This window comes from Leptospira venezuelensis, assembly GCF_002150035.1.
GTDB classification, from domain to species: Bacteria; Spirochaetota; Leptospiria; order Leptospirales; family Leptospiraceae; genus Leptospira_B; species Leptospira_B venezuelensis.
This window is the reverse complement of the sequence record NZ_NETS01000011.1, coordinates 91,771-110,307: the sequence shown is the minus strand read 5'-3', so window position 1 is coordinate 110,307 and position 18,537 is coordinate 91,771. Positions and strand designations below refer to the sequence as shown.

Here is an 18,537-nt window from a genome sequence, read left to right as displayed (position 1 = left end):
TCATTCTCACTGAATGGGTAATAATAATTCGCTCATAACACAAAGTCTGACTTGTTCGCCTGTGTGATCCATTGCATTATGAATAAAGAATAAACCATTATGTTTTCTAAGGATTTGATCAACAGCGGTAAGTCCTAAGCCGAGCCCAAATTTTTCTAATTGGGAAACACTTTCTACTGGTGGGTGGATACGAAAGAATGGCTGAAGAACAAGATTTTCATGTTTCTCATCCACACCTCCGTAAGGTTTTTCATCTACGATGTTTTTTACCACAACGCAGAAATAGCCTTGATTAATGCTGGTGAATATCTCTATAGAAGTCTTGGGTGCACAATACTTGTACGCATTTAAAATCACTTCTTCCAAGGCGAGAAGGAACAGATCCGGTTCTATATCCAGTTCTACTTCTTTTTTCAGAATTGGTAGAGCAAGCCTGAGTCTTTTTTTTTCAAGATGAGGCAAAATAAACTCAACAGAATGTTTAATCTGCTCTACAAGTTCGGAAGCCTTAATCTTTTTCTTTTCTAGATTTCGATTAATAATTTCCAATAGTTGTGTAAGACCACCGAGTAAATTTTTAGTGATCTCCTGGTTCTCTATTACCAGGTTCATCATACTTTTATTTATTATATAGTTATCTCCATCCTCCTTCATTTCGAATTTGATCATGTCCAAAAGACTAATGATCGCCCCAATCCCTGACCCTTGAGACAGAGAAGTTTGCAAAGAATGTATCGACGATTTCTCCCAAGATTCATCTCCTGCCTTTCTTCTAGTCTCCTTATACGTTAGCCATTCCAATTGGTTTCTTAATTTAAGACTTTCCGCTTCTAAAATCGCAGTCTCGCTAGCTTTTAAGAAACGATACTCTACAGCCTTATTCAATGCCTTATGAAATTGATCAGGAAGGATTGGTTTGATTATGTAATCAAATACACCTAACTTCATTACTTCTATTACAGTATCAGTGGAATCTAATGCAGTCTGGACAAGAACCGTTGCATCTGGTTGGAATTCCTTCAATTTCTGAATGAAAGTAGGGCCATCCATCACAGGCATCATAAGATCGACTATATAAAAAGAATATTTATTGGCTTTCGCCATCTCTAATGCTTCTTCTCCATTGGAGGCAGATTGATATTGTATCCCGAACTCATCGCAAAGCGCTTCGAGCATTAGAGTATTTTCTAATTTGTCCTCGACTATAAGTATAGGATCTCTGACTATACTCTTTCTCTCTTGTTTATTTTTGAATAATGGATTCGTAGAGTTAGTCATTGATTTGTTCCGCCAATTCTTCTAATACTAATTTTAGTTCGTCCAAGGAGATGGGTTGAGAAAGAACGAAATCAAAATTTTCCTTGGAGTATTTTTTTTCAAAATCTTGAGTTTCTTCCGGAAGGATAAGAACTGTTTTCCAAATTTCTGATATTCTTTCTTTTAAAGGAGAATTAGAATCTTGGAATAGAACGATTCGCTTGTCCTTTCGAAGTTCTTTTAATAAAGGCTGATTTTGTTTTTTGAAAAAATGAGTAAGAAGTTCAGCATTTTTCTGATTAGATAATTCTAATTGTATAAAGCAGAAATTTTTTAATTTGTCGGGATAGGCCCCCGCAAAGTTTTTCCTAGGTTTGAATTGTTTAGTAGTTTGTTCCAATACTGGCAAATTTATATAAAAAGTAGTTCCCAGTCCTTGTTGGCTTTTGACTTGGATACTACCCCCATGTGCTTCCACTAACTTTCGAACGATAGAAAGACCAAGTCCTGTTCCTTCAGTGTCTTTGGATTTGGAATTTCTAACCTGATAAAACGCATCAAAAATCTTTTTCTGTTCAATGTCTGGGATGCCAATCCCAGTGTCTGTGATCTCGATAACCCAATCTTTTCCTGATCTTTTGATAGAAAGATAGATGGAACCTTGCTCTGCGGTAAATTTCACAGCGTTTCCGACAAGGTTCAAAAAGATCTGGCGAATTCGCTTTGGATCGCCCCAGATCATGGATATAAATTCTTCCGGATTATCCCAAGTTAAATGAATATGTTTTCTAATGAGTTCGGGTTCTAAAAATTCTACTACCTGTTCCAATTCCTTTCTTATATCCATTTCTGAAAAATAGAAAGAAGACTTTCCTGCGTTTAGTTTAGAAAGTTCGAGAATATCATTAATTAAACCTAATAGATGTAATCCCGATTTATGGATTAGATCTAAATATCTTTTGTCGTTAGAACTTTCATCTTCTATCTTGATTAATTTTGAAAGTCCAATGATCGCATTTAAAGGAGTGCGAAGCTCATGGCTCATATTTGCGAGAAAATCACTTTTAGCTGTGCTCGCTGCCTCTGCCTTTTCTTTTTGGATAGAAAGTTCTTTAGTCCTTTTGACTACCGTTTCTTCCAGGTTTTCTTTATGGATCTTTAGTTCTTCTAATATGGACATTCTTTCCAGATAGAAACCAAGAAGATCTACAAATGTTCGAAAGGTAAATTTTTCTTCTGGACCGGATTCACGTTTGAAGAATTCCATTCCCAAAAATCCGAACCATTCTCCGGACATTCTGATCGGAAATAGAAAAAATGTATCAGTCCGCCTTCCTTGGTAAAATGACTTTTCAGAATCCAAAAGATCGGAAGCGTGAAACTCGATTATATCATTTCTAAGTAAGTAAGGTTTCCATCTGGCAAATTTAGTGGAGAGTGAGATTTCCGGATGTGTTTCTGCAAGAGTAGCACTGGAAAAAGGACTTTTGATCTCTGCTTGTAAAGCTAATACATCTGGGTTAGCAGTTTTTTTGTATAAGTAGATCCTTTCTGCTTCTACCAAAACCAAAAAATGTTCAATCGCTCTTTCTATTGTAAAACTTTCATGAGTAGTGTTTAATAGGATCTGAGAAGCGGCAGTAAGCCCCATTTCTGACCTGAGTCTTTTTGCGGTGAGTTCTTCTCGTAGAATCTTTTCGCTAATATCCCTTTGGATAGATAATAAATTTGTAATATTACCATCTCGGTCCTTTACGGGAGAAACTTTCCATTCCGAATGATATTTTGTTCCGTCTTTTTTATAATTAATCGTAGAGGAGGAGTAAGAATCTCCTCGTAATAGACTATTTTTAAGGTTATATAATATTCTTTTGTCGGTTTCTTTTCCAAATAGAACGGTCGGAGAACCTCCGATTAGCTCCTCTGCTCTGTATCCAGTCAGTTCACAGAATGCTGGATTTACGAAAACAATAGAAGGCCCATTCTCATCTAGAACAGCGTCTGTAACGAGAATTGCGTCCGAAGTTTGGGAAACGATAATTTGAAAAAGTCCGATTTCTGTGTCGAACCGCAGATCTTCCCCGACCATATAGGCCAGTAAATTTACGTGAAAATAAACTTAATTCAACCATTTTAGGGGAAAATTCCACAAAATTGACTTATTATGATGCGATTTACTCAAATTTGCAAGAAGTGAGACATAATCTATTGTCGAAGTGACTACAACAATAGATTAGCAGGCAATTTAAAACTCATGGAATCCTCTCGAGAACCGGGGAAAAGATCCAAAATAGCATTCGGGTAAAATTGCATAAGTTTAGAAATGATCTCATCTACCAAGATCTGTGGGGTAGAAGCTCCAGCCGTGATACCTAGAATTTTAATCTCAGAGTTAGCTATATAATCTTTATTTAATTCTTCTAAGGAACTTACTTTGAAAGAGGATGGTTTGGATTTTTGAGCCAATTGTAGAAGCCGAAGTGAATTTGAGCTATTGTCTGCACCGATCACCATCATCGCATCTATCCCATCCATCATGGAGGAAACTGCTTCTTGTCTTTCAGTAGTCGCGTAGCAGATATCGTCCTTGGCCGGATGTTCTACACTAGGAAATAATTCTGCAATCTTCTCCACCACAAGCTTAGTGTCCGCTACCGATAAGGTAGTTTGCATAAGATAGGTGATTGGTTTATTTATATCCAATCTTCCAACAAGTTTTTGGACGTCTTCAGGTGATTCTACAAGGAACATCTGGGCTTCTCCCATGGTTCCTATCGCCTCATCATGTCCTTGGTGACCTATATAGATGATTTGGTGAGAGTCCTTATATCTGCGTGCTTTTCTGTGAACTCTAGTCACTAAGGGGCAGGTTGCATCTCCAATCTTCATTCCTCGACGTTTTGCTTCTTCTACTACTTCTGGAGAAACTCCATGAGCTGAAAATACTACTGTGGATCCGTCGGGAGCCTCGCCTAGTTCGTTAATAAACTTGATGCCTCTTTTTTTCATATCTTCCACAACTCTTCGGTTGTGAACGATTTCTTTGCGAACATAGATTTGTTCCTCGGAATTGGATTGGACCTGTTCCACGTAGGAAATTGCGTATTTGACTCCGGCACAGAAACCGCGGGGATTCGCGAGATAGATTTTTTCAAGCATCTGCTTTCAGACTCTGGCGCCTCCCGAAAGAGGCAAGCATTTTAGCGCCAGAGATGCGAAGGGCGTCAGTCCCGACGAAGTCGGGATGAGGGCAAAGCCCGAACCCAAAGCAGCTCGGTTTTTGCGTATTTACGCAAAAAGGCGTCCAAATCCTTTCCAAGCGACATATACATATTCAGGAGGAAGGGATCTTTTATCTACCTTGAGCAGAAAAAAGTATCTCTTCCAATTTCAGAATCTTCCCGATTTTCAAGGGGAAGAGGTCAAGGAAGACCTCTAGGAAAATCAAACTCTCTCTTCGGAGAGATTCGGATTCAAGGAGGAACCGAATGATTATTAACCACAATATCAGTGCCATCTTCGCTCACAGAACTTTGAAGTTCAATAGCGAAAGCATGAACAAAGACATCGAAAAGTTGTCTTCCGGTATGAGAATCAACCGTGCAGGTGATGATGCATCCGGTTTGGCCGTGTCTGAAAAAATGAGGACACAGGTCGGAGGTTTGCGCAGGGCGGAACAAAACACTGAAGACGGTATGTCTTTGATCCAAACAGCGGAAGGGTATCTGCAAGAAACCCATGAAGTTGTTCAAAGGATCCGCGTGCTTGCTGTGCAAGCTGCGAACGGTATTTATACCGAAGAAGACCGTCAACAAATACAAGTAGAAGTATCTCAGTTGGTTGACGAGATCGACAGGATTGCTTCTCAGGCTGAGTTCAACAAAATGAAACTCCTTACAGGAGCTTTCGCTCGTTTGAACCCAACCGCAAGTATGTGGTTCCATATGGGTGCTAACATGCACCAAAGAGAAAGAGTGTATATCGAAACGATGAACACTGCGGCTTTGGGATTAAGAAACCCAACCGTTCTGACTTTCATCTCTCTTTCTACGGCGGGAAAAGCGAACTCCGTAATTGGTCTCGCTGACGATGCTCTTAGATTAATTTCTAAACAAAGAGCAGACTTAGGAGCTTATTACAACCGTCTGGAACATGCTGCTAAGGGACTCATGAACGCTTATGAGAACATCCAAGCGGCTGAATCAAGAATTCGTGATACTGATATGGCTGAGCAAATGACCAGCTTTACCAGATATCAAATTCTGACTCAAGCTGCTACTGCGATGCTCGCTCAGGCGAACATGAAACCTCAAACCGTGCTCCAGCTATTGAAGTAATTCAATAGCTAACCTGCCGGTTTGACTTTAGTAGTATTCCGGCAGGGGAGCTGGCTTTAAGCTAATGTTGGTTCTTTCGACGGGACCACGGATTTATATTTATTATAAATCGCCGTACGACTCTGAAGCCTAACTTCTCGTAAGCGAAAGTTAGGCTTTTTTTTGTCTTCTTAGTTTTAGAAGAAACGATCAGAAAGTTTTATACTGAACTTTAATCTTTGCTAAACTCTAGTCCCCGAAAGTTTCATACCTAACACGAAATTTATTCGTTTTGTAACCAAATCCAAAATATAAAGATCAGTTTTAGAATGCGAGCATAGGACTCTTCACGTTTCTGGAAGGGGAGAAGAATGACTCTTCTCTAAAAGGAAGCTTCAGCTCATATGCGAGACTTACAATTACCGATTACACTCTTAGTTTATCTTTTGTTATTACTATTTGGACTAGGAAGTTTCTCTTTAATCGATTGGGACGAGAATATTTACGGAGCAGCTTCCAAGTCAATGTTCGAAACCGGAGAATATTTCAGAATACAGGTTAATGGACAACCATTTAGCGAAAAGCCTCCATTCTATTTTTGGTTAGCGAATCTATTTTATAAAATATTCGGACTTTCAGAATTTTCAACCAGACTTCCATCCGTATTTAGCGGAATCGTTTCTTTTTTGATCTTAGTTCAATTCGGAACTTTATTACATTCTAAAAAGTTCGGATATGTGTGGGCATTCTTATATTCCGCATCTCTTTTGCCTCTGCTTCTTTCCAGAACGGCTTATATCGACCATTTATTTAATACATTCATTTTAGCTTCCGTACTATCATTGTATCTGTATGAATCAAAGGAAAAGGGGGACTTTCGTTCAAGAGCAATATGGATCTTTTCTGCGGCATTCTTTGGTGGAATTGCAGTTTTGACAAAAGGCCCATTAGGTTTGAGTGTCCCGCTTTCTATTTTTGGATTAAATCGAATCTTTGATAAAAACTTTAAGATCCGGGTTTTAGATTTAATTCTATTTATTGCCGTATCAATTATAGTATTAAGTTTTCATTATCTCACAAATTTAATTTTATATGGAAATGAATTCTTAGTTCAATTTTTTGATTTTCAGAAGAAACTTCTGACCAAGTCCTTGGAATCTCATACTGGACCTTGGTTTTATCATTTTATCGTAATGTTCATTGGGTTTTTCCCTTGGACTGTCTTATTAATTCCAAGCGCAAAGAACTGGAAAATATTTACTGACCCTAAAATCTCCAGGATTTCCCGATATTTCCTAATTTGGATAGGTATTATTTTACTCATCTTTTCGATTGTGCAAACCAAACTTCCGCATTATTCTTCTTCTATATATCTTCCCTTATCTTTCTTTGCGGCATACTTGATCTTAGAAAAACCAGAGATCTTGAGATCAAACATTTTCTCATTCTCCATTTTAGGAATTGGATTGGTTGTCAGTTTAATCTTCTTACTTCTTCCTCAGATCTTAGAATACTCCAGCTCATTCATGGGAGTTGAGAAGGAACTATTACCGACATTTAATTTTTGGGACTCTTCTTCTGGACTTATACTTATTACAGGAATTCTTATCGGATTTATAAGCTTACAATTATTCAAAAGAGGAAAGGAAGATGGAGAAAATTTTTTTATAACTTCTATCTGGGTTTCTATGATGATTTTTATAGGAGTTTTATCATACACAATCACTCCTAAGATCATTTCATTCTTGCAAGATGGGAATCTTAGACTTTATGATAAAGCGGAGAAGTCAGGGAATCAAATCGTATATTATAAATATCTTTCTTTCTATCCTATGTTTTACAGAGAAAAGAAAATCCATCTGATAGGAAGTTATAAATTTAAAGACGAGACATTCATATTAAATTCCAAAGAAAGACTTTCCATCATCTGTAATCGAAACAGCGTATTGGAATTAGTATTAACGTATCCTGATAGAAATTTTAAGGAAATTTCAGCTGAAAATGGAGTTATACTATTGGATTCTTCTCCAAACTAGTTTAAATGGCAATTCTTAGCGAAAATTGTAAGACGGAATTTGGAATCTGTGTTCCAAAAATTAAAACATAGGATTTAGATTGCAATAAAGCATATTTTGTGATATAAGATGCGAGCTCTCCCACGGGCCACTCCCCACCACCCAAGATTCAGGGTGGGGGCGATCCTTCTCTCTGTAGGAGCTCCTACAAAAATTTAGATATTCCCGGTCGAGATCGTCTTCTCGCTTCTAACAGATTGTTGCGGGATTGTCGGAATGATCATTTGCTCCCGAGTTGAAGCCTCCATTCCAAACTGGATCAATCTCAATTCAAAATTGGTCCTTTGAATTTTACACACTGTATGCAGAACAAGCCCGATCGCAATTTGTATCCAAGAAAATAACATGAGTCCTGTTGCAAGTACTGCCAATGGAACATGATATACGTATCTATATTCTATATAATCTATAACGGGAGGAGTTCCTGCGACCAAAGATAAAATCCCCGAAACCACAGAAAAAAATCCAAAAAAATGCATCGGCTTATAGTCTTTAAAGATCCATAATATATTTTTTACTACCTTGTATCCATCTCGAATTGTATTCAGTTTAGAAAAACTTCCAACGGGTCTGTCTTTATAAGGAACTGAAATTTCTTCTATTCTAAACCTTTTGTCTAATGCATGTAAGGTCATTTCTATTTCTATTTCAAAACCCGAAGATAGGATCGGATAGTTTTTTACGAATCTACGAGAAAATACTCTATATCCGCTCATAGGGTCTTTAAGTTTTGTTCCAAATAGAAAATTAATCAGAGTAAGAACAAGTTTGTTTCCAGTAGAATGAAATCTCCTCTTATTCTCTCTTCCATAATCTCCCTCACTCAAACGATCTCCAACAAGCATATCTAAATTCTTTTCCTTTAAGGTTTGGATCATTAAGTGGATCTTGGAAGCAGGATAAGTCAGATCGGCATCACATATAATAAAAATTTCGGCATCAATCTTTGCAAATGCAGATCGAACTGCATTTGCCTTCCCTTGCCTTGGCTCAAAGATAACCTCTCCCAAGATAGAATGTTCAACTAAAACATTTTTCGAGATCTCTGAGGTTCTGTCCTTGGAATTATTATCTACTATTACAAAATATGCATTTGGTATTTCTCTATAAAATTCCAGAACGGTTTTTTTAATAGTAAGCTCTTCATTATATGCCGGAATAACTAGTGCGAGAGGAAAGGGTTTCATTATAAAATAGAGTTCGTTTAAGCGTTTATAAAGAATCATCTATAATTTGGCTCTTCTTTGTTACAGATCCGTGAATCCGAAATATTCAGTATTTTAAAATCGTATACAAGTTGTAACATTCAAAAAGCAGAATTCTAGTTTTCGCTTAAAGCCTAATTTATGTACTAGCGATAGAATGAAAAGAAGTAGGATAATCTTCTTAGTTTCTATCTTCCTTGGGACAGTTTTACTCGGTAATCTTTTCACTTGGGCGATTTTTAGGGCAGATACTTTTAGGTCTTCTGTCGATTGGGAGAAATATTCTAATCCATATAAAAGAAATACCAAACTTAAACTCCAAAAAACCGGAATCCATTTGCATACGAACCGTACCTGGTTTACGCCAGGCAGGAATACTCCAGAAGAGATCGAAACTGTATATGCTGCGAATGGTTATAAAATTATAGGTTTTACTGATTATGAAAGGGTAACAAGCCCAGATTCACCAAAACTTGCGCAAATCAAAGGATTCGAATGGGGAACCAATCTTAGAAAAAGACATTTTAGCGTTTTAGGTTTGGATGAAGCAAGTTACGATCTTTTTCCTTTATATGCAGATCCAGAAAATCTACAGTGGGCAATTGATAAATTGGAAGCAAAGAATGGTTTTGTAATTATTAATCACCCACTTTTAAATGAAGCATTTCCACTTAAACTTCTATCACAACTTAAAGATTATGATGCATTGGAAGTGATGAGTCCATTCGGGGACATTCCTAAATTTTGGGACAAACTATTAAGCGAGAAACATCCATCCTTCTGCATGGCATCGGATGATTTACATTATCTTCCAAGAGATGAATACTTAAGAGTCAGGACTTCTGGAATTCCGAATTGGAGGGACCTAAGTTCAGAGATTTACAAACAAGAAGGAGAATCATTGATGAGATATCTCCTCATAAACACTGATAGTCTGGACGAGAAAGAAGTTCTTCTGTCCTTAAAGGAAGGAAATTATCTTTGTGTTCGCAAGATGGAAAGAAGTTTAGCAGAACCAAAGCTTGGACCTATCGGATTAAATTCTGAAAATGAGATCCTTTTTGATTTTGAGGACATTCCGATCAGCGTAGATTTCATCGGTAAAAATTCAGAAATTCTTTCGCATACTTCTTACCAAAAGAAAGGCTCATATAGATTAAAACCTACCGATCTATATGTTCGATTGCAAATTGTCTATCCTACCGCAATCATTCTAAGTAATCCATTCTTCCAGAAGCCCTAGTTTTTTCTTGACTTTTATAGAAATTGAAGAGTCAGATTAAGAAAGGTCATGCGCTTAGGATCTAAAAAGGCAATCGGTTCTGTATTAGCAATCGGGTTTCTTCTCCAAATTGCTTGTGTGTCCATTTATAGCCTTACCGGAAATTGCCCTGTTCGTATTTCCTATCTCGAAAAACAGAAAGAAACTTCCAATATTCCTCCCTGTCATAAATCTGAAAAATCTGAGCAAAAAAAAGAATCTTCTTCAAATGAATGTTGTCCTAAAGAAAATAGCGTTGCTTCTTTAGATCTTTCTAAACTTTTAGATTGGGAGAAATTAGGATTACATAAATTCTTAATTTTCCTGTTTGTTTCAGAGCTTAACTCTCCGCAAATTGTATTAGAGAACGTCATTTTGGACGATTCTTATATTCCAATCCCCTCATCTCATTCTCTTAGCTTAAGCACTCTCCAAGTTTTCTTGATTTAATCCATATTTTCTCTTTTTGATCTTTAGGAGGAAATATGAACGCGAGACTTATTGTCTTAATACCTATATATATTTTAATTTCATCCGCAGCGTATGCGGAAAAGAAAGGGCAGCAAGAGATATTGGATGTTTTAGTAAAGGAACATCCAGAGTTTAAATCATTGGCTGGACTTTCCCAGGCTCATAAATCTCATTCCGAGGCAACGGGTATATTACCTGATCCTAAAATAGGAGTGGCTTTTAGAAATTATCCTACTCGAGGGGGTTATTCCACTTCTGACAGAGCGTTGGATACACCTACAATGACAGGAATAGAATTATCCGTGTCCCAAGAATTTCCTTTTCCTGGAAAATTGAGTACCGAAAAAAGGATCTCCAAACTAATGGAGACTGAGTCAAACTTTGCCTATATCGCAGGTGTGAATCGTATCTTGGGAGATTTTTTCAGTCGCTTGAACAAATACAAATCTAGCGAAAAGAAAAAAGCAATAAACGAAAGAATATTAACTCTTCTTGGCGCTCAAAAGTCCATTAGCGAAAATTCATATTCTTATGGAGAAAATACATTATCCGGAGTATTAAAGGCAACAGTAGCAAAAACGGAAGCAATAGAAAAGGAAACTGAATATAGTACTCAACTAAAAGATCTGAAATCCCAGCTCGAATATTATCAGATTTCGGATAAAATAACTTTCTCAGATCTATATTCTATTGATTTGGATTCTTTTTTGGAAAGTAAAAACGATGAACTGGAAGCTTTGATTTCAGCACAAACCCAATTGATTGAAGATTCTCCAGAATATAAGATCCAAGCAGAGGAAGAAAAACGTTTAAAGGAGCAGGCAAAACTTACTAAATATAGTCTCGCACCTCAGACGGAAGTCTTTTTCTCCTATATGAAACGTAGATCCCAAACTTTCGCTCTGGACCAAGGGCCTTTGAATTACGGACTTATGGACACGACCGAATATAGAGGCGATCTTTTCAGTTTCGGAGTGAATATGAGAGTTCCAGTTTGGTCCGCTTTCAAATGGAATTCAATCACTGGAGAAACGGAACACCTAGCAGAAGTAGGAAAGGATTCTGTTGAAAAAACAAGAGTGCAAATGCTCTCCGAATTAAATAGAAATTTGTCGTTTATCAAAGGTGTGTCCAACCAGATCCGTTTGGTTGAAAAAAGACTGATCCCTGAATTAGAAAAAGCAGCTAGAGCCGGTTCTTTCCAATATGCTTCCGGGAAAGTAAATATACAGGATACACTTCTTGCACAGACTGAAATTCTAAATACTAAAATACGCTTAGAAGATCTGAAAGAACGTAAAAACGAATCCATTCTGAATACATTAAAGCTACTGAGTTTTATTTATAAAAACAATAAAACTCCAGAACATGATAAACATAACTGAGGATACGCCAATGAAGAAATTATATTATCTATTTCCAATTCTAGCCTTAACTACAGTGAATCTATTCTCCCATGAAGGAAAAGAAACATTCGTTTTAAGAGAAATTGCAAAAATCCACTCTTCCATTTATTCTGAAACTCCAGGAAATATAGATGTTCAAAAACTAGTTCAACTTCTCAAGGAAAAGGCGGATCATAAGAAGGACACTGAAAAATTTATCAAAGCAGTTCCCATTGCTGAAGAGTTAGGTAAAACTTCGGACCTTTCTAAAAAGAGAGAATTATTCGAACGATTATCCATAGAATTGGAATCGATCGTTGGACACCATGATAGATCCGGAGTTTCCGTTTTTTATTGCCCAATGCTTAAGAAAAAATGGTTAGCTTCTGGCAAGGAAATCAAAAACCCATACGATTCTAAGATGAAAAATTGCGGGGAGATCATTCATGAAGCCAAATGATCTTTACTCTTCACATTTTGTAAAATGGACCGGAAAACTTTTACTCTTCTTGCTAGTTTTGGCTTTGGTATTAGACTGTTCTTCTAAAAAAGACATCTACTATTGCCCGATGCATCCTCATTATACTTCGGATCGTCCGGGAAATTGTCCCATCTGCAATATGGATTTGGTCAAAAAAGAAGACACTTCTGATCATAAGGATCATACGAACGTAAACAATTCTTTAGAAGTAACCGGGTCTACATCAAGTGAAGATCACTCTTCCCATCTTTCTGAAACATCTGAAAAAAATTCTAAGGAACTAATCCTTTCTTTCGAAAAACAACAGTCCATTGGAATTAAAACTGAATTAGTGAGCAGAAGAAACTTAGTCAAAAGGATTAATGCATACTCTAGTGTCGCATATGATCCTGAGTTATATTCTGCACTGAGTGAATACAAAGAAGCAGTTCGTTCTTCTGAATTCCTTTCTCCAGAAATCATTCGAAATCTGCAACTAAGACTTAGACAATTGGGTTTGAGTCCAGATCAAATTAAAGTTTGGACATCCGGAGGGAGAGATCCATCTGAGTTAATCTTAGGAGGAAAATCGGGGAGGGCGCATATCTATTCTCAGATCTATGAGTCCGATTTTACTACAGCTAAAGTCGGACTTCCTATTAAATTCAAAACGGATGTTTATCCTGAGAAAGAATTTGTAGGTAAGATCAAAAGTATAGATGTGATCTTGGATAAGAATAATCGCACGCTCAGGCTGAGAAGTGAGGTTTCAGATCCAGGCCAACTCTTAAAACCCCAAATGTTCGGAGATGCTATAATAGAAGTCTCTCTTCCCAAAATTCTATCCGTTCCTAGTTCCGCAATTTTGGATACCGGAAAACAAAAGATAGCTTACATGCAAACTGCTCCGGACAGATTCCAAGCAGTGTCCGTCCAGATCGGAAAGAATATAGAGCCTTGGGTGGAAATTTTATCTGGTTTGAAAGAAGAACAAAGAGTTGTAACTGAGTCCACTTTTCTGATCGATTCGGAAGCCAAGATCAGATTCGGTTCAGACTCTCATACACATTAAGGAAACGAAGTATGATCCAATCCATTATTCGTTTTTCCGCAGAAAATAAATTTTTAGTTCTTCTAGTTACTTTGGCTATACTAGTCGCATCTTATGTGTCCATGAAAACTATTCCATTAGATGCGATCCCTGATCTTTCAGACACCCAGGTAATTGTATATTCTCGTTGGGATAGAAGCCCTGATATCATGGAGGACCAAGTCACTTATCCAATCATCACTTCTCTTTTAGGTGCTCCTAAAATAAAGGTGGTCCGAGGATTTTCTGATTTCGGTTTTTCTTATGTATATGTAATCTTTCAAGATGGAACAGACATCTACTGGGCAAGATCCAGAGTTTTGGAATATCTTTCTAGGATACAACCTTTACTTCCTGCTGGAGTGAAAACCGAATTAGGACCAGATGCAAGTGCAGTTGGTTGGGTATACCAATACGCATTAATCGATCAAACTGGAAATAATTCCCTAGTAGACCTAAGAACCTACCAAGATTTTCACTTACGTTATCTATTAAATTCTGTCCCAGGTGTTTCAGAAGTCGCAGGAATAGGAGGATTTAAAAAACAATACCAAATTACAATCCATCCGAATGCATTAAGATCCTATAATGTGGATTTTGAAACTGTTATCCAAAAGGTCAGAGAAAGTAACCAGGAAACCGGAGGGCGACTTCTCGAGATTTCTGGGGCCGAATATATGGTGAGAGGGAGAGGTTATCTTTCTTCCTTAACCGATATAGAAAATATTCCACTCTCTACGGATGCGAACGGAACTCCTGTGCTTCTGAAAAATGTGGCCTCGGTCCAATTCGGACCAGATATCAGGAGAGGGATTGCTGACCTAGATGGAGAAGGGGATGTTGTCGCTGGCACAATTGTAATGCGACATGGAGAAAATGCACTTTCCGTAATAGAAAGAGTGAAATCCAAATTAGAAGAAATAAAAAAGAATCTTCCAAAAGGTGCAGAACTAATCACTACGTATGATAGATCCGAACTGATAGAGCATGCGATTAGCAATTTGAAATTCAAATTGATAGAAGAAATGATCATAGTTTCTATCGTGATTCTTATTTTCTTATGGCATTTTCCTTCTGCCATTATTCCGATACTTACAATCCCAATTTCAGTGATCATCGCATTCATCCCAATGAATCTATTGGATATCAATGCCAATATCATGTCCTTAGCAGGAATGGCTATCTCCATTGGAGTGCTAGTGGATGGAGCAATTGTTGAAGTAGAAAATGCTTACAAAAAATTGGAAGAGTGGGAATCAGGAGGAAGGATCGGAGACTACCATTCAGTTCGATTAGAAGCACTTCTCGAGGTGGGGCCTTCCGTATTTTTCTCTTTACTCGTGATTGCTGTAGCCTTCTTTCCAATATTCACACTTGTGGACCAAGAGGGAAGGTTATTCCGTCCACTAGCATATTCTAAAAATATAGCTATGGCAGTAGCTGCATTCTTAGCGATCACATTGGATCCTGCCGTTAGAATGTTATTCACTCGAATGGAGCCATTTCAATTTAAGAATGTATTTTTTTCCAAAATCGCAACTACGATGCTTGTCGGAAAATATTATCCGGAAGAAAAACATCCAGTCAGTAAGATATTATTCAGATTTTATGAACCTGCTTGTCGTTATGTTCTTCACAGACCAAAGACGATTATAGCTTCCGCATTCACCTTGGTGATCCTAACAATCCCAGTTTATTTCAGTTTAGGTTCTGAATTTATGCCTCAACTCTATGAGGAATCCTTTCTGTATATGCCGACTACTTTGCCCGGGATCTCAGTGGCAGAGGCAGAAAAACTAATGATCGCTATGGATAAAAAACTGAAAAGTTTTCCGGAAGTGAAACGAGTTTTTGGAAAAGCAGGACGTTCAGATACAGCAACAGATCCAGCACCATTCTCCATGATGGAAACTGTGATACTTCTTAAACCCCAAGACCAATGGAGAAAAGCGGATCGATTCTTTTCAAATTGGCCGAGGATCTTCCAATATCCATTTCTTCCTTTTGTGTCTGAAAGACTTACAAAAGACGAGTTAGTGGAGAAGATGAACAAGGAGATGCAATTTCCTGGAGCCACAAATGCATGGACCATGCCGATCAAAACACGAATTGATATGCTTAGCACAGGTATGAGAACTCCGATCGGAATCAAGATCCTGGGATCTTCTTTGGAAGAAATCGAATCGATAGGGATCAAAATCGAAGCACTACTTAAAACAGATAAAAATATTAGAAGTGTATTCGCAGAAAGAACAGCAGGCGGATATTTCCTAGATTTGAATTTAAGAAGAGAAAAATTAGCAAGATATAATATTTCAGTAGAGACCGCACAACAGATCATTGTAGCAGCTATAGGGGGAGAACCAATTACCCAAACCATAGAAGGTAGGGAACGTTTCTCCGTTAATGTGCGCTATCCTCGAGAGTTACGGGATTCCTTGGAGAAAATCAAAACAATCTTAGTTCCAACAAAAGAATTCGGACATGTCCCGATTTCAGAAATTGCAAGTATAGGTGCAAAAACTGGCCCTTCTATGATCCGGGACGAAAACGGATTTTTGGCTGGTTATGTGTATGTTGATCCTTCTACATCGGATATAGGAGGTTTTGTGGACAATGCAAAGAAAAAAGTTTCAGAATCCATTCTTCTTCCTCCAGGTTATTCCATTGTTTGGAGTGGTCAATATGAGAATATGATACGTGTCCGGGAAAGAATGATGTATATTCTTCCTTTGACAATCTTCATTATATTTTTGTTATTGTACTTCAATACTAAATCTTATATCAAGACTACGATTGTGCTCCTTGCAGTGCCTTTTTCTCTGATTGGAGCAATTGGACTTCTTTATATCTTAGATTATCAGATCTCAGTTGCAGTCTGGGTCGGAATGATCGCACTCATGGGATTGGATGCTGAAACTGGAGTATTCATGCTCTTGTATCTGGATCTTTCCTACGAGGACGCAAAGAGAAAAGGAAGACTCCGAAACAAGGAAGATCTGATAGAAGCGATCATCCACGGTGCTGTGCACAGGATCCGTCCTAAGATCATGACTGTTCTCGCTGCAATGATGGGGCTTTTGCCTATCATGTGGTCAGAAAGCACAGGTTCAGACGTAATGAAGAGGATCGCAGCACCCATGGTAGGAGGACTTGTGACCAGTTTTATTCTGGAACTTTTAGTATATCCTCCTATTTACATGCTTTGGAAAGAAGGAAAACTAGGAGAAATACTACCAATCCTTCCTCAAATTAAGAAAAGAAAAACGAAATCCATTTAAATTAATAGGGAACAAATAAATGAATAACACTACCAAAAGACTGATCATAGGAGCTGCAATTTCCGGGTTATTTCTATCTGGAGAGGTTTTTTCCGAAAAACAAGAAGCAGGCTCAGATAATGTAAAAGGAGAATGTCACGGTGTCAATTCCTGCAAGGGGAAAAGTGACTGCCATTCACAAGGAAGTTCCTGCTCAGGACAAAACTCATGCAAAGGGAAGGGATGGATCTCCTTAACGAAAAAAGAATGCGATACAAAAAAGGGAATATTCAAAAAGTCCTAATTTTAACGATAAAAATCAATTCGCATTTCACTTAATGTTAATATAAATTCTATCAATTTAATATTGACTATGAAGCATGGTGCCCGTAATCTTAGCGGGCACATATTAGGAGTTCGTATGAAAAAGACCATAGCAACCATTCTATTTTCCCTGATCTTAGCAGGAAATCTCTCGGCGTTTACCGAGCTTGACAATCTGCTTATCGCGGAAGCAACCACCCCGGATCTAAAAAAGATCGCAAAGGAATACTTTACGAAAAAGGCAAAAGACCATAAGGATTTGGCTGATAAATATAAATCTTTAGCAGGCCAATCTCATGGAGGAAAAGCTACCGCAGACGCAGCAGAAAAGAAAAAATATGAAAAACTTGCTGATCATTGCGACAAAGAAGCGGCAGCTTACAAGGCACAAGCAGACAAATTCTAAATCACATTACACTCTTATAATAAAAAACCCGTCCTCTCGGACGGGTCTCTTCGAATTTTCAGAAAATCTGTTTTTCTTATCCGAATCTTTCACTCAGAAGTTTTACCACTTGTTCCGGTCTCATGTTTGCTTGAGCAAGCATTGCGACACCACTTTTAGTTAAAATCTGATTTTTGGTATAGTCCACGATATGTTCTGCCATATCCGCGTCCCTTACTCGGCTTTCTGCAGAAACCATATTGATATAGTTTGACTGCAAACCCTCTGCTGTAATTTCCAAACGGTTATAATAAGCTCCTAAATCGGATCTTTGTTTATTTACCTTTTGGATCGCGTTATCCAGAATACCGATCATCGCATTAGAAGAAGCAGGAGTAGACAGAGTTTGTTTCTTCCCATTCGTTTCCAATTGAAGAGCGCCTGCATTCATGGCGTCCACGAAAATTTCCAGCTTCTCGTTTTGATTCGGTCCCACATGCAATTGGATTGGATTTTTGGAATCCTTAGAGTAGGCTCCGCTTAATGGACGAATTTTATTAAACTCGGCTGATTTACCCAGACGGTCTACTTCTTCGATAAGCTGGTCTACTTCCAATTGTACAAGTTTACGATCGTCATCCGAGTAAATCCCGTTGGAAGTTTGGATGGATAATTCTCTCAATCTTTGGAGAATATTATTCACTTGTTCCAAGTTTCCTTCGGTAACTTGAATAAAGGAAACTCCATCCATTACGTTTCTTTCAGCTTGGGCAAGACCGCGAATTTGGGTGCGCATCCTTTCGGAAACTGCAAATCCCAATGCATCATCACCGGCACGATTGATCCTCATCCCGGTTGATAATTTTTCTGTGGTTTTGTCCAGCTCGTTATTGACTGTCTTCAATACATTATTTGCACGAAGAGCACTGATGTTGTGATTGATAATCATCAACAACCTCCCTGTAGCTAGAGTTCGGATCCGTCCGAACCATGAGGCCGGGCTTTTAGGAGGTGACAACCTCCCGGGCAACCCGGATATCCACTGCGA

General features: G+C 38.0%; 15 protein-coding genes. 10 read left to right on the top strand and 5 right to left on the bottom strand.

The annotated features are described in order from the left end of the window. Window positions 1–6 precede the first annotated feature (6 nt). From B1C82_RS16730 to ispH, 3 genes are all read right to left on the bottom strand, one after another. The gene (locus B1C82_RS16730; RefSeq protein ID WP_086448741.1) at window positions 7–1,278 is read right to left on the bottom strand and encodes a hybrid sensor histidine kinase/response regulator; all 1,272 of its coding nucleotides are present in this window, start codon (window positions 1,276–1,278) and stop codon (window positions 7–9) included. Further along, a complete protein-coding gene (locus B1C82_RS16725) occupies window positions 1,271–3,346 on the bottom strand; it encodes a PAS domain-containing sensor histidine kinase (protein ID WP_086448740.1) in 2,076 nt (691 codons plus the stop codon). The genes B1C82_RS16730 and B1C82_RS16725 overlap by 8 nt, the downstream gene beginning before the upstream one ends. A gap of 131 nt (window positions 3,347–3,477) precedes the next feature. Further along, a complete protein-coding gene (ispH, locus tag B1C82_RS16720) occupies window positions 3,478–4,416 on the bottom strand; it encodes a 4-hydroxy-3-methylbut-2-enyl diphosphate reductase (RefSeq protein WP_086448739.1) in 939 nt (312 codons plus the stop codon). 329 nt (window positions 4,417–4,745) lie between these two features. Between ispH and B1C82_RS16710 the strand changes: the two genes are divergently transcribed. Next, window positions 4,746–5,594 (top strand): flagellin N-terminal helical domain-containing protein, encoded by an 849-nt coding sequence (locus B1C82_RS16710; protein WP_010515586.1) that lies wholly within the window; start codon window positions 4,746–4,748, stop codon window positions 5,592–5,594. Between the two features lie 383 nt (window positions 5,595–5,977). Then, complete coding sequence (locus tag B1C82_RS16705; protein WP_086448737.1) at window positions 5,978–7,609, top strand: ArnT family glycosyltransferase; 1,632 nt, start codon at window positions 5,978–5,980, stop codon at window positions 7,607–7,609. 194 nt (window positions 7,610–7,803) lie between these two features. Here B1C82_RS16705 and B1C82_RS16700 read toward each other — a convergent pair whose 3' ends face one another. Further along, on the bottom strand, window positions 7,804–8,835 hold the full coding sequence (locus B1C82_RS16700) for a glycosyltransferase family 2 protein (RefSeq protein ID WP_086449337.1): 1,032 nt from the start codon (window positions 8,833–8,835) through the stop codon (window positions 7,804–7,806). A gap of 175 nt (window positions 8,836–9,010) precedes the next feature. Between B1C82_RS16700 and B1C82_RS16695 the strand changes: the two genes are divergently transcribed. The 8 genes from B1C82_RS16695 to B1C82_RS16660 all read left to right on the top strand — a co-directional run bounded on the left by B1C82_RS16695 (window position 9,011) and on the right by B1C82_RS16660 (window position 17,510). Further along, complete coding sequence (locus B1C82_RS16695) at window positions 9,011–10,096, top strand: PHP domain-containing protein (protein WP_086448736.1); 1,086 nt, start codon at window positions 9,011–9,013, stop codon at window positions 10,094–10,096. Window positions 10,097–10,144: 48 nt separating this feature from the next. Beyond that, complete coding sequence (locus B1C82_RS16690; RefSeq protein ID WP_086448735.1) at window positions 10,145–10,564, top strand: hypothetical protein; 420 nt, start codon at window positions 10,145–10,147, stop codon at window positions 10,562–10,564. 35 nt (window positions 10,565–10,599) lie between these two features. Continuing rightward, a complete protein-coding gene (locus B1C82_RS16685) occupies window positions 10,600–11,970 on the top strand; it encodes a TolC family protein (protein ID WP_086448734.1) in 1,371 nt (456 codons plus the stop codon). Window positions 11,971–11,980: 10 nt separating this feature from the next. After that, entirely contained in the window at window positions 11,981–12,430 is a 450-nt protein-coding gene (locus B1C82_RS16680) for an LIC13259/LIC11441 family protein (protein WP_086448733.1), read from the top strand. Then, complete coding sequence (locus tag B1C82_RS16675) at window positions 12,417–13,502, top strand: heavy metal-binding domain-containing protein (RefSeq protein WP_086448732.1); 1,086 nt, start codon at window positions 12,417–12,419, stop codon at window positions 13,500–13,502. The genes B1C82_RS16680 and B1C82_RS16675 overlap by 14 nt, the downstream gene beginning before the upstream one ends. 11 nt (window positions 13,503–13,513) lie before the next feature. Further along, window positions 13,514–16,801, top strand: a complete 3,288-nt coding sequence (locus tag B1C82_RS16670) for an efflux RND transporter permease subunit (protein WP_086448731.1) — start codon at window positions 13,514–13,516, stop codon at window positions 16,799–16,801. A 19-nt stretch (window positions 16,802–16,820) separates the two neighbouring features. Then, the gene (bufA2, locus tag B1C82_RS16665; protein WP_086448730.1) at window positions 16,821–17,084 is read left to right on the top strand and encodes a BufA2 family periplasmic bufferin-type metallophore; all 264 of its coding nucleotides are present in this window, start codon (window positions 16,821–16,823) and stop codon (window positions 17,082–17,084) included. Window positions 17,085–17,201: 117 nt separating this feature from the next. Next, entirely contained in the window at window positions 17,202–17,510 is a 309-nt protein-coding gene (locus B1C82_RS16660; RefSeq protein ID WP_086448729.1) for an LIC_10421 family protein, read from the top strand. A 76-nt stretch (window positions 17,511–17,586) separates the two neighbouring features. On the opposite strand, the gene B1C82_RS16655 is transcribed toward B1C82_RS16660, so the two are convergent. After that, complete coding sequence (locus B1C82_RS16655; protein WP_086448728.1) at window positions 17,587–18,438, bottom strand: flagellin N-terminal helical domain-containing protein; 852 nt, start codon at window positions 18,436–18,438, stop codon at window positions 17,587–17,589. Window positions 18,439–18,537: the final 99 nt, after the last annotated feature.

Excerpts from the sequence above, each read along its gene's own strand:
- B1C82_RS16680 (WP_086448733.1), top strand. The coding sequence starts at position 11,981 with ATGAAGAAATTATATTATCTATTTCCAATTCTAGCCTTAACTACAGTG.
- B1C82_RS16700 (WP_086449337.1), bottom strand. The coding sequence starts at position 8,835 with ATGAAACCCTTTCCTCTCGCACTAGTTATTCCGGCATATAATGAAGAG.
- B1C82_RS16710 (WP_010515586.1), top strand. The coding sequence starts at position 4,746 with ATGATTATTAACCACAATATCAGTGCCATCTTCGCTCACAGAACTTTG.
- B1C82_RS16725 (WP_086448740.1), bottom strand. The coding sequence starts at position 3,346 with ATGGTCGGGGAAGATCTGCGGTTCGACACAGAAATCGGACTTTTTCAA.
- ispH (WP_086448739.1), bottom strand. The coding sequence starts at position 4,416 with ATGCTTGAAAAAATCTATCTCGCGAATCCCCGCGGTTTCTGTGCCGGA.
- B1C82_RS16670 (WP_086448731.1), top strand. The coding sequence starts at position 13,514 with ATGATCCAATCCATTATTCGTTTTTCCGCAGAAAATAAATTTTTAGTT.
- bufA2 (WP_086448730.1), top strand. The coding sequence starts at position 16,821 with ATGAATAACACTACCAAAAGACTGATCATAGGAGCTGCAATTTCCGGG.
- B1C82_RS16685 (WP_086448734.1), top strand. The coding sequence starts at position 10,600 with ATGAACGCGAGACTTATTGTCTTAATACCTATATATATTTTAATTTCA.
- B1C82_RS16690 (WP_086448735.1), top strand. The coding sequence starts at position 10,145 with ATGCGCTTAGGATCTAAAAAGGCAATCGGTTCTGTATTAGCAATCGGG.
- B1C82_RS16655 (WP_086448728.1), bottom strand. The coding sequence starts at position 18,438 with ATGATTATCAATCACAACATCAGTGCTCTTCGTGCAAATAATGTATTG.
- B1C82_RS16695 (WP_086448736.1), top strand. The coding sequence starts at position 9,011 with ATGAAAAGAAGTAGGATAATCTTCTTAGTTTCTATCTTCCTTGGGACA.
- B1C82_RS16705 (WP_086448737.1), top strand. The coding sequence starts at position 5,978 with ATGCGAGACTTACAATTACCGATTACACTCTTAGTTTATCTTTTGTTA.
- B1C82_RS16730 (WP_086448741.1), bottom strand. The coding sequence starts at position 1,278 with ATGACTAACTCTACGAATCCATTATTCAAAAATAAACAAGAGAGAAAG.
- B1C82_RS16660 (WP_086448729.1), top strand. The coding sequence starts at position 17,202 with ATGAAAAAGACCATAGCAACCATTCTATTTTCCCTGATCTTAGCAGGA.
- B1C82_RS16675 (WP_086448732.1), top strand. The coding sequence starts at position 12,417 with ATGAAGCCAAATGATCTTTACTCTTCACATTTTGTAAAATGGACCGGA.